This window comes from Rhizobium altiplani (assembly GCF_001542405.1).
Taxonomy (GTDB): domain Bacteria; phylum Pseudomonadota; class Alphaproteobacteria; order Rhizobiales; family Rhizobiaceae; genus Rhizobium; species Rhizobium altiplani.
Genome location: NZ_LNCD01000140.1, coordinates 61,619 through 76,021 on the forward strand (window position 1 = coordinate 61,619; position 14,403 = coordinate 76,021).

Below are 14,403 nucleotides of genomic sequence, written 5' to 3' on the forward strand. Positions count from 1 at the left end.
TTATCCGTTGTAGCGCTGGAAGACGAGCGTGGCGTTGGTGCCGCCGAAGCCGAAGGAGTTGGAAAGGGCAATGTCGATGTTGGCATCGTCGATGCGCTTGCGAACGATCGGAACGCCGTCGAATTCAGGGTCGAGCTCAGTGATATGCGCGCTTTCGCCGATGAACCCGGCCTGCATCATCAGCAGCGAGTAGATCGATTCCTGCACGCCGGCTGCGCCCAGCGAATGGCCCGTCAGCGACTTGGTCGACTGGATGTGCGGGATCTTGTCGCCGAAGACTTCGCGGATTGCACCGATTTCCTTGCTGTCGCCAACAGGGGTCGAGGTGCCGTGCGTGTTGATGTAGTCGACATCGCCCTTCACCGTCGCGAGCGCCTGGCGCATGCAGCGGATCGCGCCTTCGCCCGACGGAGCGACCATGTCGTAACCATCCGAGGTCGCGCCGTAGCCGACGATTTCAGCGTAGATCTTTGCACCGCGCGCCTTGGCACGCTCCAGTTCTTCCAGGACGAGAACGCCCGCGCCGCCGGCGATGACAAAGCCGTCGCGGCTGACATCATAGGCACGCGACGCCGTTGCCGGCGTCTCGTTGTACTTGGAGGACATGGCGCCCATGGCATCGAAGAGGTTCGACATCGTCCAGTCAAGGTCTTCGTGGCCGCCAGCGAACATCACGTCCTGCTTGCCCCACTGGATCATCTCTGCGGCATTGCCGATGCAGTGTGCCGAGGTCGAGCAGGCCGACGAGATCGAGTAGTTGACGCCGTGGATCTTGAACCAGGTGGCGAGCGTTGCCGATGCCGTCGAGGACATCGCCTTCGGCACGGCAAACGGGCCGATGCGCTTCGGGCTGTTGTTCTTGATGGTGATCTCGGCAGCTTCGATCAGCGTGCGCGTCGAAGGTCCGCCGGAGCCCATGATGATGCCGGTGCGCTCGTTGTTGCTGATGTCGCTCTCTTCCAGACCGGAATCGGCGATCGCCTGCTTCATTGCCACATGGTTCCAGGCGCCGCCCTGACTCAGGAAGCGCATGGCGCGGCGGTCGACCAGATCCGTCGGATCAAGCGACGGGCGACCCCAGACCTGGCACTTGAAGCCGTGCTCAGCAAAATCGTTGGAGAAGGAAATGCCGGACTTGGCGTCGCGCAGCGACGCAGTGACCTCGGCGGCATCATTGCCGATCGAGGAGACAACACCCAGACCCGTAACAACTACCCGTCTCATGTGTTTCGACCTTTTCGTTTTTTCTAACTTGGAAACCGGGCAACTACGCCCGGTGCAATCAGGCTTCTTTGTCCTTGGACAGGCCGACGCGCAGGTCGGTTGCCTGGTAGATGGTTTCGCCGTCGGCCTTCAGCCAGCCATCGGCGGTGCCGAGAACCAGGCGGCCGCGCATGACGCGCTTGAAATCGATGCCGTACTCAAGCAGCTTCGTGGTCGGGCGAATCATGCCCTTGAACTTCACTTCGCCGGTTGAAAGCGCCATGCCGCGACCGGGCTCGCCCAGCCAGCCGAGGAAGAAGCCGGTCAGCTGCCACATGCCGTCAAGGCCGAGGCAGCCGGGCATGATCGGGTTACCCTGGAAGTGGCAGGGAAAATACCAGTCGTCGGGTTTCACGTCGTATTCAGCGCGAATGTAGCCCTTGTCGAAGGCGCCACCGGTTTCGGAAATGTCGGTAATGCGATGAACCATCAACATCGGCGGGAGAGGAAGCTGTGCGTTGCCCGGACCGAACAGTTCGCCGCGGCCGCAAGCCAGAATTTCCTCGTAGTTGAAGCTGGATTGTTTCGTCGCCATGAAAACTCTAATTCCCCCCGCAACTATGCCGATGGATGTGAACGTTTAGTCCAAGTTCAGCGGAAAATGAAGCATAAGCATGACTGAGCTTCATCCAACCTCCGGAGGACCGGCTGCGCGCCTTATTTGGTGGTCGCATACAGGAAGGCCAAGCCCCCGGCCAGCACTAATTGCGCCAAAAGCCCGATTTTGCGGCGTTTTCGCACTCTTTGTCCCCATTGAAACTATTGAAACGCTTTTGCGCAAAAGTTATATGGCTAATGAAACCTGATTACTTGACGCTAGATTAAACCGGAGTTCGTCGGATGGTGGCAGAGGCCCCGCTTACCATTGAGGCACGGCTGAGACACGCCGGCCTTCGTCCGACGCGCCAGCGCGTCGCGCTCGGTGACCTGCTTTTCGCCAAAGGCGATCGGCACCTGACGGTCGAGGAACTCCACGAGGAGGCCGTGCAGGCGGGAGTGCCTGTGTCGCTGGCGACCGTCTACAACACGCTGCACCAGTTTACCGAAGCAGGGATGATCCGCGTTCTCGCGGTCGAAAGCGCCAAGACCTATTTCGACACCAACGTCTCCGACCACCATCACTTCTTCGTCGAAGGCGAAAACGACGTGCTGGATATCCCGGTCAGTAATCTGACCATCGGCAATCTGCCGGAGCCGCCGGAAGGGCTGGAAATCGCCCACGTCGACGTCGTGATCCGCCTGCGCGCGAAGCGGCGCTGATTTCACATCACATCATCAGGATGCCGGCCGGGCTTTGCCTTGTAGGTCGGAAAGGTCCAACCGAAATAGAGCGCGCCGCCGCGCACTGAGAATGCCGCGACGACACCGACGGCAGAGGCCGCATAGAGCGGCAGGTCGAGTGCGTTCGCAGCCGTAAATATGCCGCCGCCGACCAGTGCTGCGGTGATGTAGATTTCCGGCCGCAACAGCACGGACGGCTCGTTGGCCAGTAGATCGCGCAGGATGCCACCGAAGGTCGCCGTCAACGTCCCGGTCACGATGCCGATCGTTGGCGAGCCCGTGGCGGCGAGGCCCTTCGCGGCACCCATCACGCAGTAAGCCGACAGCCCTACGGCATCGAGCCAGATCAGCAAGCGATAGCGCGATTCAACGAGGTGGGCGGTAAAGAACACCAGGACGCCGATGGCGCAGCAGACGATGACGTAAGTCGGGTTCAGAACCCAGAACACCGGCACACGGCCAAGGACAATGTCGCGCACCGTACCGCCACCCGTCCCCGTGACGATGGAGAAGAACAGGAAGCCGATCAGGTCAAGCTGTTTCCGCGAGGCCGCGAGCGCGCCTGTTGCCGCAAAAAGCGCAACGCCGGCATAATCCACATAGACGAACAGCGGCATGCAGTCCTCCAGAACCGGCGCGTATCTTTCGAATATGAATCACGGCGGCAAGGGCGGCGCAAGCCGGATCAAGCAAACTGTCCGGCCAACAGCGTCCTTATTCGACCAAAAGAGAAACCCTTCGTGAAAACGCTCCTGATCGCTCTGAACCTTGCCGCGCTACTCGTCGCCCCCGTTGCGGCCTTCGCACAGCAATCGCTTATCTCGGATCCGGAGGTCTATGAGAAGAAGCACTTTCAGGAGCAGTGCACCAAGGCGGAATTTTCGGACGGCTTCGTCCTCCGCCAGGATATCAACAATGACGGCCTGATCGACGCCGTCGTCAACGAGGGTGAGCTCACCTGCGACGGCGAGAAGGGTCCGCAGTGCAATGATGACGGCTGCACTTATAATTTCTATCTGCAGGTCGCCGAGGGCGGCTATTTCATGATCGCGACCGCCCAGGTCTACGGTTATGACTTCGTGAAGCGCTTCGGCAACATGGTGCTGGCAATGAAGATGCACCCGCGTTTCTGCGATCGTCCGGATGCTGACAAGGCGAAGGAGCCTTGTGTCGTCACAGCCCGTGTGCGCGGCACCAAGTTCGTGACGATCTCCAAGAAATAGCTAGTTCAGCCCGGATAGAGCTCTGAAGTGCGGCCGGCGAGGTAGTAGCCGACGAGCCCGAACCATTCGCGGATTGCCGTTGCCAGGTTCTGGGAATTCCGGCTCGGCTGCGTGAAATCGAAGCCAAGGCTTTCTCGCCCGTCAGTGCGGTAGTCCGTCGGCCACGGCACGACGTCGATTCCAAGTTTACGGAAGATGCCGACCGATCGCGGCATATGGTAGCCGGAGGTGATCAGCAGGCAGTTCGAAAGACCTTGGCTTGCCAGAAGCTCCTTGGTGTTCATCGCGTTTTCGAAGGTCGTGCGCGATTTCGTTTCTTCGACCAGGCGGTCTCGGCCAATGCCGAACATCGGGAAGAAGCGCGCCGATATCGCCGCGTCACCTTCGTAGATGCCGGAGATCGACCCATCGCCGCCGGAAATCAGGATTCGCGTCTGCGGAAATTTCTGCGCCAGGCGCAGCGCTTCGACGAAGCGATCGGCCCCGGCATTGAGCTCTATTCCGTGGCGGGCGGTATTCACCTCGTTCTCGAATGCACCGCCCAAGACGATCATGCACTGCAGGCTTGCCGGATCCTGCGGTTTGACAAACCGATCCTCGAGACCCTGCAGAAGGTAGTTGCCGACGGTGGTGTAGAGCGTGACGAACAAAATCAGGCCCGCAATCGCCGAGGAAACGAGACTTGTCGCACGCCAGCGGACAAGGCCCGTCACCAGGGCAAACAGGACGAAAAGGAAAGCGAGCGACAATGGCTGCCCGAAGATCCAGATGAGCTTTGAAAAGAGAAACAAGGTTGTCTTCCTTCAGCGGTTTCCGCCCGCCATCTATCTGATTCGATAGGCCTCTATTGCGACTTCATTTCGTGCGCACCGCCGAACGTGGCGTGGCGTTAAACCGACGTTGCAGGCGTTTGGGGATGAGCAGAGAGGCGAGCGCAACCAGCATCGCAAAGACGGCAATCACCCACAGGGCCGCCGCACCCGCGATCTGTGTGAGCAGCGCGCCCATCACCGCGCCCGCAAACATGCCGGCCCACGGTACGATCTGGATCGTCCACTCCAATCGTTTGTCGCCGATAATCCAGCGCCCAAGGCCACGCCCAAAACGCGAGAGCGCTCCGGTCACATAGGTCAGCCCGATCGGCAGCCCCTCGATCTGCTCCACGGCCGCGTTCACCATCCCCATCGAAGCGACGATGAGATAGAAGCGCGGCATCGCCACGCTCTCGCCCATCATGAGAGAGGCGGTAGCCAGCGCGATGCTGACGCAGGAAAGCACGGCGAAGGTGCGCCGGTCCGCGAAATGCGCGATCACGATCCCGGCTGCATTGCCAAGCACGAAGACCATGATCGCCGAGAGTAGAATGGCCGCATGCCGTAGATCGCCGCCGCCGAGCGACAGGGCGGCGCGCGTTGTGTTGCCCGTCATGAACGACACGAAATCACCGGTCAGCGCCAGTCCGGTCGCATCGGTCATACCCGCCAGAAAGGAAATCGCGCCGGCAAGCATCAGGCCGGTCGTCGTTCTGCGCGTGCGTATGACGCGCCGCCGTCTTTCTCGTGTCATTGAACCAAGGCTCCAGGCTGCCGATCAGTCGGCATCGGAACCATACATACCCGCAGTTGCTAAAAATTTGGCAAAGCAGTGTATGAGGAAATGACCGCGAGCGAACAGTCCTCGGGCGCGACAGCCGTTAAGACGAAAGTGGTTCCAAACGCGTCGAACAGCCAGTGTTATTCGTGTCGGGAGAAATTTGGTGGAGCTAAGCGGGATCGAACCGCTGACCTCTTGCATGCCATGCAAGCGCTCTCCCAGCTGAGCTATAGCCCCATCAAGGCGGTCCGGCTAGGCCGGTCCTGGGATGCTTCGCGAAGCGCTTGCCTCGCGGAGTGGCGGCTTCTTACTTCCGGTTTTTGGAGATAGCAAGCCAAAAAAATCGGCCCGGCGAAATTTTCTCGTCCGGGCCGAGACTTAATCCGATCAGACTTCGTCTTCGTCGCCGGTGACGCCGATGATGTCGCTCATGTCGTCGTCATCGTCGTCTTCGTCGGCTTCGAGGAAGGTGTCGTCGTCGTCGCCTTCGATTTCGACGTCGTCATCACCCATATCTGGAATCTCGTCGCCGGATGCGCCTTCATCAGCGTCCTCGAGCGAGACCAGTTCGACTTCCGTGCTTTCGGTATCGACTTCTGCCACTTCCTCTTCATCCTGGGCTTCAGCCGCTGCGGCAGCAGAGGTTTCCTCGAAGAAGGAGAGCGGATAGGACTTGCCCGTATAGGGAGAAACGATCGGATCCCGGTTCAGGTCGTAGAACTTCTTGCCGGTTTCCGGATCGGTACGCTTCGTTCCAAGTTCAGCTTTCGCCACTGTTAGCCTCGTGAGAATGGCCGAATCAAGATTCGGCAAATGCCGTGAAACCCGGCGTTCTATTCGGAATTTATAAGCCGGTCCCCATAATCGTTGCAGCACGGCATGTCAAAGCCAAACTTCATGCATCGCTCATGCGCGCCAGATGACCGGCGCCGCCATTTGTGATAGTGAGCCGGCGATTGTTCATTTGCAGGGTAGATCGGCGCGTGGCCGGCTGCCGGGATAGGTGCGAGAAATGTACCAGCCGCCGCATTTTCGTGAGGAAGACTTGAGTGTCCAGCACGCCTTGATCCGGGCACATCCGCTCGGCATGCTGATCACTGCGGGTACTTCGGGCTTGATGGCGAATTCGGTCCCTTTCCATCTGGATGCCGCAGCCTCCGAAAAGGGGATCTTGCGCCTTCACCTCGCCAAGGCCAATCCGCAGTGGCGCGATATCGACGCCGGCGCGGATGTGCTCGCCGTCTTCCAGGGCGCCGATGCCTACATCACGCCATCCTGGTACCAGACGAAGCAGGAGACCGGTAAAGTCGTGCCGACCTGGAACTACGCGATCGTACAGGTCAGGGGCAGGGCCCGTGTCATCGACGACGCGGACTGGCTGCTTCAGCAGATCAACGCGATCACCACGCAACAGGAAGGCCCACGCGACAGGCCTTGGGCAGTGGGTGATGCGCCTGATGATTTCATCCGCGCGCAGATGAAAGGCATCATCGGCGTCGAAATCGAGATTGCAGCGATTGAAGGCAAGTGGAAGGTCAGCCAGAACCGACCGGTTGCTGATCGCGAAGGTGTTGTTGCCGGTCTCGGTGAAGAGTCCGGTCGGGAAGACATGGTCGATCTCGTCCGCCGCTACGGCGGATTGGCGGAGACATGAACGGACAGATGAGCTCCAAACAGTTTACGATCGCCATCGATGGACCCGCAGCCGCAGGCAAGGGAACGCTCTCGCGCCGCATCGCGGAGACCTACGGCTTTCATCATCTCGACACGGGGCTGACCTACCGCGCGACGGCAAAGGCTTTGCTCGATGCCGGCCTGACGCTCGACGACGAGGCGGTGGCAGAAAAGATGGCGCGCGAGGTTGAACTGGCCGGTCTCGATCGCGATATACTTTCGAAGCATGAGATTGGCGAGGCGGCCTCGAAGATCGCGGTGATGCCTTCGGTGCGGCGTGCACTGGTGGAGGCGCAGCGGCGGTTTTCTGAAAAGGCGCCCGGAACGGTGCTCGACGGCCGTGATATCGGAACCGTCGTCTGCCCGGCGGCGCCGGTAAAGCTCTATGTAACGGCAAGTCCCGAGGTTCGGGCGAAACGCCGCTACGACGAAATAACAGGCAAGGGAGGAATTGCCGATTTCGATGCCATTTTCGACGACGTCAAGCGCCGCGACGAACGCGACATGGGACGGGCCGACAGCCCTTTGAAACCAGCCGAAGACGCGCACTTGCTTGATACGTCGGAAATGAGTATAGAGGCCGCGTTTCAAGCTGCGAAGTCGATCATCGATGCAGCTTTGAGCCGAAATACCTAATTCGAGCGATTTGCCCAAGCTTTGCCTGGGCCGCTTCCGAAGACTAAGCCTGAAATTCCGTCCAAGCGCCGGATTGCTTCCCGACAGGAAGCGGACTGGGTTCAGGCCCGTTCAACACGAACCAACCGGCGCATACGTATCCGGATTCGGATATGCAGGAGATTACATGTCAGTAGCTACTCCCTCTCGCGAAGATTTCGCGGCCCTTCTCGAAGAATCCTTTGCCAAGCACGACCTGGCTGAAGGCTATGTCACCAAGGGCATCGTAACGGCAATCGAGAAGGACTCTGCCGTTGTCGACGTCGGCCTCAAGGTCGAAGGTCGCATCCTACTCAAGGAATTCGGCGCCAAGGCCAAGGACGGCTCGCTCAAGGTCGGCGACGAAGTCGAAGTTTACGTCGAGCGCATCGAAAACGCTCTCGGCGAAGCAGTTCTGTCGCGCGAGAAGGCTCGCCGCGAAGAAAGCTGGGTCAAGCTCGAAGCCAAGTTTGAAGCTGGTGAGCGCGTTGAAGGCGTTATCTTCAACCAGGTCAAGGGCGGCTTCACGGTTGACCTCGACGGCGCGATTGCCTTCCTGCCGCGTTCGCAGGTCGACATCCGTCCGATCCGCGACGTTACCCCGCTGATGCACAACCCGCAGCCCTTCGAAATCCTCAAGATGGACAAGCGCCGCGGCAACATCGTCGTTTCGCGTCGTACGGTTCTGGAAGAATCCCGTGCCGAGCAGCGTTCTGAAATCGTTCAGAACCTCGAAGAAGGCCAGGTTGTTGACGGCGTCGTCAAGAACATCACCGATTACGGTGCGTTCGTTGACCTCGGCGGCATTGACGGCCTGCTGCACGTCACCGACATGGCATGGCGCCGTGTGAACCATCCGTCGGAAATCCTGTCCATTGGCCAGCAGGTCAAGGTTCAGATCATCCGCATCAACCAGGAAACCCACCGCATCTCGCTCGGCATGAAGCAGCTCGAGTCGGATCCGTGGGATGGCATCCAGGCCAAGTATCCGGAAGGCAAGAAGATTTCCGGTACCGTCACGAACATCACCGACTACGGTGCGTTCGTCGAGCTGGAGCCGGGCATCGAAGGCCTGATCCACATTTCGGAAATGTCCTGGACCAAGAAGAACGTACACCCCGGCAAAATCCTGTCCACGAGCCAGGAAGTCGAAGTCGTCGTTCTCGAAGTCGATCCGTCCAAGCGCCGTATTTCGCTCGGCCTCAAGCAGACGCTGGAAAATCCGTGGGCGGCATTCGCTCGCAACCATCCGGCTGGCACTGAAGTCGAAGGCGAAGTCAAGAACAAGACCGAATTCGGCCTGTTCATCGGCCTCGACGGCGATGTTGACGGCATGGTGCACCTCTCCGACCTCGACTGGAACCGTCCGGGCGAACAGGTCATCGAAGAGTTCAACAAGGGCGACGTCGTTAAGGCGGTCGTTCTCGATGTTGACGTCGAAAAGGAGCGCATCTCGCTCGGCATCAAGCAGCTCGGCAAGGACGCTGTCGGCGAAGCCGCAGCTTCGGGCGACCTGCGCAAGAATGCAGTCGTTTCCTGCGAAGTCATCGCAGTCAACGACGGCGGCATCGAAGTGAAGCTCGTCGACCACGAAGACATCACGTCGTTCATCCGCCGCGCAGACCTGTCGCGCGACCGCGACGAGCAGCGTCCGGAACGCTTCTCGGTTGGCCAGGTTGTTGACGCCCGCGTCACCAACTTCTCCAAGAAGGACCGCAAGATCATGCTGTCCATCAAGGCTCTGGAAATCGCGGAAGAGAAGGAAGCTGTTGCTCAGTTCGGTTCGTCCGACAGCGGCGCTTCGCTCGGAGACATTCTCGGCGCGGCTCTGAAGAACCGCGGCGGCGAATAATCGCCAGCAGGCTTGAAGAACAAAAGAACCCGCCTGAGCGATCCGGCGGGTTCTTCGTTTCTGTACTGTCGTTGCAATGGCGAGCTATTCCCAGTCGACCTTGCGTCGGTAGTGCGAATAGGCTTCGTCGCCACTCACGGCGATTGGCAGGGCCGGCGCCGGGCGGTGAGGCGGCGTGCCGGCCTTGATCAGACTTTCTCGGGCGGCAATCGCTGCAGCCGCCTCACTGTCCATCAGGATGTCCGTTTCGTCGTCGTCCGACGGCTCGCCCTGCCGCTCTTCCTCTTCCGACGGCTCGCCGCCGTTGTGGTCCTCGCGGTACATCGCGTGGGCGCCACTATCGTCGGCCTCGTCCTTCGAGAACTCGTAAGGCTGCGTGGCGTACGGCACGCCCTCGACGATTTTCATGAGCACCGGCGCATAGGTCTCGTCGATCGCCTGCTGCACCGTCAAGGGTGCTGGCGGTTCCGCGGCAGGGTGTCTTTTTGCAGCCGCTGCGGCCGCTTCGGTTGCCGGTTGTTCCGCGATGAGGGGCGATTGGCGCGCAATGCCCTCCGGCAATGGATGCAGATCGGGCAGGGTGGTCAATTCTTCCGGCAGATCGGCGAGGACCGTTTCGTCGAGGATGATATCGATCTCGACCGCAGGATCGGGATCGGCGGCTTCCAGCAGCACTTCTGTTTCCTGGTCCTGAATGATTGTAACGATCAGCTTCGTGGTATCGTTCGACAGCGAGGCTGATATCGCCGGCCAACTCTTCGGAATGATCGGGTCGCCCTTGGACGTTGTCCGAGCGGTCTCGGCTTGTACGGTTTCCCGTGCCGGATCCGCGGCGTGCCTTGGCGGCACGCTCTCCTGCACATCTTGATTAGGCTCCGCGAGTGTTTCTTCGGCGGACGCCTTGGCGGTCGGATTGACGATCGGTTCGTCAGCGACTGCATCGTTCTTGATGAGTTCGGTCCGCTCGTCGCCGCCATCGATATGGGCCGCGGCAACCAGTGCGGTCTGCGGCCGTGCAGAGTCCGGTTCCTGCTTTGTCGGCAGAGGTACCTGCGCAGTCCCAGCAAGATTGTCCCGATGGATGCGAATTTCCGTCCGCTGTTCCTGGCGCGTCGGCGAGGCGTCGTTCTGGCCGTAGGAGCGAACCACAGCGCGGGCGGCGAGATCGCGATCCTTGTAGCGGATCGTTTCAAGATAGGTGGCGATGCGGGCAGCCTCCGGTCCAGCCGGGTTCCGGAGCGCCTCTGCAAGCAGGCGAAGCGGAACTGCGTGGCCTTGCATTGCAAGCTGTCGCTCGACTTTTTCGATCTTCGCCGGCGGCAGCTTCTCGATCGCAGCTGCCAGGCGGGAGGCAAAGGCTAGGTCGGTTTCGTCGTCCTCGCGCGGGGTCGCAAGCGCCTCGCTCGTGGCACTGAGCACATCGAGAAGGGCGTCGACCATCCGCGCCCGGACAGCTAGCAGAAGAATGCTGAGCTTGCCGGCAACAGAAGAATTGAGATCGGCGCCCTGAATCTGATGCACGGGAGCAACGGCGCTGGCCGCGCGCACGAGGCCATCGGTACTGACGGCCGCGGTCTGGCTCTGGGAGGAAAGGCTTCCATTTGACGCTGCACGAACCGGAGACAACATGTCATGCTCCTTCTTTCGTAAAGTGCGGTGAAGGCAGGCTACAAGAAGGCCGCGCTCATCCGGCCCGTTGCATTCCCCGGCAGTTCGGTCTGCCCGACGCGGCGCTCCGTCGCGCCGTTGAATGCATAAAAATTGGTAAATAATCTAACGAAGCGGCGTTAACGAATTACTAATGGCCGGTACGCGCATCGCCGCGCCCGGTTCAATACGTGCAAAATCCAGAAACGTCTTAGCTGTGGGCGAAAATGTCGGCTTCTTCCCAGCCGAGCAGATCGAGCTTGGCGCGCGTCGGAAGGAATTGGAAGCAGGCGTTGGCATGATCGATGCGGCCGTCTCGCACCAGCCGCTCGGTCAGCTTGTCGCGCAGCGCGTGCAGGTAAAGCACGTCAGAGGCCGCGTATTCCAGCTGCGCAGGGGACAAAGTTGCGGCAGCCCAGTCGGAGGATTGCTGCGTCTTGGAAATATCGACGTCAAGCATTTCCTTGAGATTGTCCTTCAGTCCATGCCGATCGGTATAGGTTCGGCAGAGACGTGAGGCGATCTTGGTGCAGAACACCGGCTGCATGGTGACGCCGAAGGTGTGGAACAAGACGGCAATGTCGAAGCGGCCATAGTGGAAGATCTTCTGTTGCCCATTGGCAAGCAGCGCCACGAGGTTCGGCGCTTCCTTCTGCCCGGCGGCGATGCGGATCACGTCGGCCGTGCCGTCGCCCGGTGAGAGTTGCACTACGCACAGCCGGTCGCGGCGCGGCACAAGGCCCAGCGTTTCGGTGTCGATGGCAATCGCTCCGGTATAGCGGGCGGCATCTGCCGCGGAAATATCACCTTCATGGTATCGTATGATGGCTGCCATCGATCTCATCTCACACTCGAACTGTCACTTGTGGCCTATAGCGCAAAGCCATGGCGGGCGATACCGCCAAGGCTCAGAATGTCGGCGGTGTATTGATCCAGATGAGGACGGTTTCGCCATCGTGACGGTTGCGCCAGGAGTGATAGCGACGGCTTTCGAAATAGAGCGAATCGCCGGGTCCGAGATCGAAGAACTGATCGGAATCGAGGACCAGCTCCAGCCTCCCGGAGAGTACGTGCATGAACTCCTCCCCTTCGTGTCGGTAGGCGCCTTCGCTCGCCGCACCGGGTGCGAGCACGAAACGGTGGCAATCCATCATCGTGCGGCCCTCGGCCAGAAGCTGCACCGTGACACCTGGCGTCGTTTCCGGCCATGTGCGCCAGGCGCCGGCGCGGACGACCTCGGGCATGTCGTCGCGCTCTTCCCCAGAAAGCCTGGAAACCGTGGTGCCATAATATGCCGCAAGGTCGTGCAACGTCTTGAAACTCACCCCCTGAGAGGTGCGTTCGAGCGTCGACAGTGTCGAGGCAGCAATGCCAACGTCACCGGCAACCTGATCCAGTGTCTTGCCGGCGCCGTGGCGCAGACTGCGCAGCCGCCGACCTAGATCCGAGGCGTCAGACGCATCCGAATTTTCAGATGGTTCTTCGCTTTCCAATGCCTCGCGAATGGCGGCCGGATTGAGTCCGCGCTCGGTTCGATACCAGGCTATCTTTTTTAACCGTGCGACGTCCTCGGCGCTGTATTGCCGGTGCCCGGTTTCCGACCGATCCGGAACGACGAGGCCCTGGCTTTCCCAAAGGCGCAAGGTCGATGCGGAAACGCCTGCTGATTTTGCCGCCTCCGCCACTTTGTAGCGCACGGGCATACCGTTGTTCATAAGCCAAATATTCCCGGTTCGTTTGTCTTCTTGAGGTCTTGTTCGACCTAGTTTTTCTTCGACGACCATCGCTGAAAACGACAGCAGTTTGAAGCGGCAAATGGCGCTTGCATTCTTGCAGGAAAAATGTAGGAATTTTCTACATGTCTTGCCGAAGTTATGCAAGATAGTTCATCCATTCCAGAGCAGGAACGCACCGATGGCCGCGACCACCCTCACAGACCGAAAGAATGCCGCAATCTCGCGTGGCGTTGGCATGACGACGCAGATCTATGCCGATCGCGCAGAAAATGCCGAGATCTGGGACAAGGAAGGTCGACGCTATATCGACTTCGCGGCCGGCATTGCCGTCCTCAACACCGGTCACCGTCACCCGCGCGTGATCGCCGCCGTCAAGGATCAGCTTGATCATTTCACCCATACCTGCCACCAGGTGGTGCCTTACGAGAGCTACGTCCACTTGGCCGAGCGTCTCAATGCGCTGACGCCCGGCAACTTCGAGAAGAAGACGATCTTCGTCACAACAGGTGCCGAAGCCGTCGAGAATGCGGTGAAGATCGCCCGTGCCGCGACCGGCCGCTCCGCCGTGATTGCCTTTGGCGGCGGTTTCCATGGCCGCACCTTCATGGGTATGGCGCTGACCGGCAAGGTCGTGCCCTACAAGGTCGGTTTCGGCGCAATGCCGGGCGATGTCTTCCATGTCCCGTTCCCGGTCGAGCTGCATGGCGTGACGCCGGATCAGTCGCTGGCCGCGCTGAAGAAGCTGTTTGCCGCCGATGTTGATCCGCAGCGCGTTGCCGCCATCATTATCGAGCCAGTTCAGGGCGAGGGTGGTTTCTACCCGGCGCCGGTCGCCTTTATGAAGGCGCTGCGCGAACTCTGCGACCAACACGGCATCCTCCTGATCGCCGATGAGGTGCAGACCGGCTTTGCTCGTACCGGCAAGATGTTCGCGATGGATCATCATGAGGTCGCACCCGACCTGATGACGATGGCCAAGAGCCTCGCTGGCGGCTTCCCGCTGGCCGCCGTCACGGGTCGTGCCGAGATCATGGATGCGCCCGGACCGGGCGGTCTCGGCGGTACCTATGGCGGCAATCCGCTTGGCATCGCTGCGGCTCACGCAGTCCTCGACGTCATCAAGGACGAAGATCTCTGCGATCGCGCCAATCAGCTTGGCAACCGGTTGAAGCAGCGCCTGGAATCACTGCGCGAAAAGGTGCCTGAAATCGTCGATATCCGCGGTCCGGGTTTCATGAACGCTGTCGAGTTCAACGACAAGACGACGAAGCTGCCGAGCGCCGATTTCGCCAACAAGGTTCGCCTGATTGCGCTTGAGAAAGGCCTGATCCTGCTGACGTGCGGCGTGCATGGAAACGTCATCCGTTTCCTCGCCCCGATCACGATCCAGGATAGTGTCTTTGGCGAAGCGCTCGACATTTTGGAAGCCTCGATCCTCGAAGCAAGCGGTAAGTAGGGCCATCCCTTCTTTGCCTGGAGT

General features: G+C 60.0%; 15 protein-coding genes and 1 tRNA gene. 6 read left to right on the forward strand and 10 right to left on the reverse strand.

All coding sequences use genetic code 11. The annotated features are described in order from the left end of the window. Together fabB and fabA are read right to left on the reverse strand one after the other, a co-directional pair. Complete coding sequence (gene fabB / locus AS026_RS35400; RefSeq protein WP_062375552.1) at positions 1-1,224, reverse strand: beta-ketoacyl-ACP synthase I; 1,224 nt, start codon at positions 1,222-1,224, stop codon at positions 1-3. 58 nt (positions 1,225-1,282) lie between these two features. Then, a complete protein-coding gene (fabA, locus tag AS026_RS35405; RefSeq protein WP_016552232.1) occupies positions 1,283-1,798 on the reverse strand; it encodes a 3-hydroxyacyl-[acyl-carrier-protein] dehydratase FabA in 516 nt (171 codons plus the stop codon). Positions 1,799-2,103: 305 nt separating this feature from the next. Here fabA and irrA point away from each other — a divergent pair, with 305 nt between their 5' ends. Next, positions 2,104-2,523 carry an iron response transcriptional regulator IrrA gene (irrA, locus tag AS026_RS35410; protein ID WP_018855376.1) on the forward strand — a complete coding sequence of 140 codons (420 nt, stop codon included), beginning with the start codon at positions 2,104-2,106 and terminating at the stop codon, positions 2,521-2,523. A 2-nt stretch (positions 2,524-2,525) separates the two neighbouring features. Here the strand turns inward: irrA and AS026_RS35415 are convergent, their stop codons facing one another. Beyond that, entirely contained in the window at positions 2,526-3,161 is a 636-nt protein-coding gene (locus AS026_RS35415) for a trimeric intracellular cation channel family protein (RefSeq protein ID WP_025659736.1), read from the reverse strand. A gap of 123 nt (positions 3,162-3,284) precedes the next feature. Here AS026_RS35415 and AS026_RS35420 point away from each other — a divergent pair, with 123 nt between their 5' ends. Then, on the forward strand, positions 3,285-3,767 hold the full coding sequence (locus AS026_RS35420; protein ID WP_018855374.1) for a hypothetical protein: 483 nt from the start codon (positions 3,285-3,287) through the stop codon (positions 3,765-3,767). Between the two features lie 5 nt (positions 3,768-3,772). On the opposite strand, the gene AS026_RS35425 is transcribed toward AS026_RS35420, so the two are convergent. From AS026_RS35425 to AS026_RS35440, 4 genes are all read right to left on the reverse strand, one after another. Further along, entirely contained in the window at positions 3,773-4,558 is a 786-nt protein-coding gene (locus tag AS026_RS35425) for a YdcF family protein (RefSeq protein WP_062375553.1), read from the reverse strand. 64 nt (positions 4,559-4,622) lie between these two features. Next, on the reverse strand, positions 4,623-5,333 hold the full coding sequence (locus tag AS026_RS35430) for a YoaK family protein (protein ID WP_062375554.1): 711 nt from the start codon (positions 5,331-5,333) through the stop codon (positions 4,623-4,625). Between the two features lie 188 nt (positions 5,334-5,521). Beyond that, a tRNA-Ala gene (locus AS026_RS35435) sits at positions 5,522-5,597 on the reverse strand. A 150-nt stretch (positions 5,598-5,747) separates the two neighbouring features. Continuing rightward, positions 5,748-6,134: a TIGR02300 family protein gene (locus AS026_RS35440; protein ID WP_018855371.1), complete on the reverse strand. Its 387-nt coding sequence runs from the start codon at positions 6,132-6,134 to the stop codon at positions 5,748-5,750. A 238-nt stretch (positions 6,135-6,372) separates the two neighbouring features. Between AS026_RS35440 and AS026_RS35445 the strand changes: the two genes are divergently transcribed. The 3 genes from AS026_RS35445 (at position 6,373) to rpsA (ending at position 9,540) form a co-directional block, all read left to right on the forward strand. Continuing rightward, a complete protein-coding gene (locus AS026_RS35445) occupies positions 6,373-7,014 on the forward strand; it encodes an FMN-binding negative transcriptional regulator (protein WP_062375555.1) in 642 nt (213 codons plus the stop codon). Positions 7,015-7,022: 8 nt separating this feature from the next. Then, complete coding sequence (gene cmk, locus AS026_RS35450) at positions 7,023-7,670, forward strand: (d)CMP kinase (protein ID WP_025659740.1); 648 nt, start codon at positions 7,023-7,025, stop codon at positions 7,668-7,670. A gap of 166 nt (positions 7,671-7,836) precedes the next feature. Then, positions 7,837-9,540 (forward strand): 30S ribosomal protein S1, encoded by a 1,704-nt coding sequence (rpsA, locus tag AS026_RS35455; RefSeq protein WP_018855368.1) that lies wholly within the window; start codon positions 7,837-7,839, stop codon positions 9,538-9,540. Positions 9,541-9,624: 84 nt separating this feature from the next. Here rpsA and AS026_RS35460 read toward each other — a convergent pair whose 3' ends face one another. From AS026_RS35460 to AS026_RS35470, 3 genes are all read right to left on the reverse strand, one after another. Further along, positions 9,625-11,169 (reverse strand): hypothetical protein, encoded by a 1,545-nt coding sequence (locus AS026_RS35460; protein ID WP_062375556.1) that lies wholly within the window; start codon positions 11,167-11,169, stop codon positions 9,625-9,627. 229 nt (positions 11,170-11,398) lie between these two features. Next, the gene (locus AS026_RS35465; RefSeq protein ID WP_025659742.1) at positions 11,399-12,022 is read right to left on the reverse strand and encodes a ribonuclease D; all 624 of its coding nucleotides are present in this window, start codon (positions 12,020-12,022) and stop codon (positions 11,399-11,401) included. 73 nt (positions 12,023-12,095) lie between these two features. Then, positions 12,096-12,902: a MerR family transcriptional regulator gene (locus AS026_RS35470; protein ID WP_062375557.1), complete on the reverse strand. Its 807-nt coding sequence runs from the start codon at positions 12,900-12,902 to the stop codon at positions 12,096-12,098. Positions 12,903-13,101: 199 nt separating this feature from the next. Between AS026_RS35470 and AS026_RS35475 the strand changes: the two genes are divergently transcribed. Continuing rightward, positions 13,102-14,379, forward strand: a complete 1,278-nt coding sequence (locus tag AS026_RS35475; RefSeq protein ID WP_062375558.1) for a 4-aminobutyrate--2-oxoglutarate transaminase — start codon at positions 13,102-13,104, stop codon at positions 14,377-14,379. Positions 14,380-14,403: the final 24 nt, after the last annotated feature.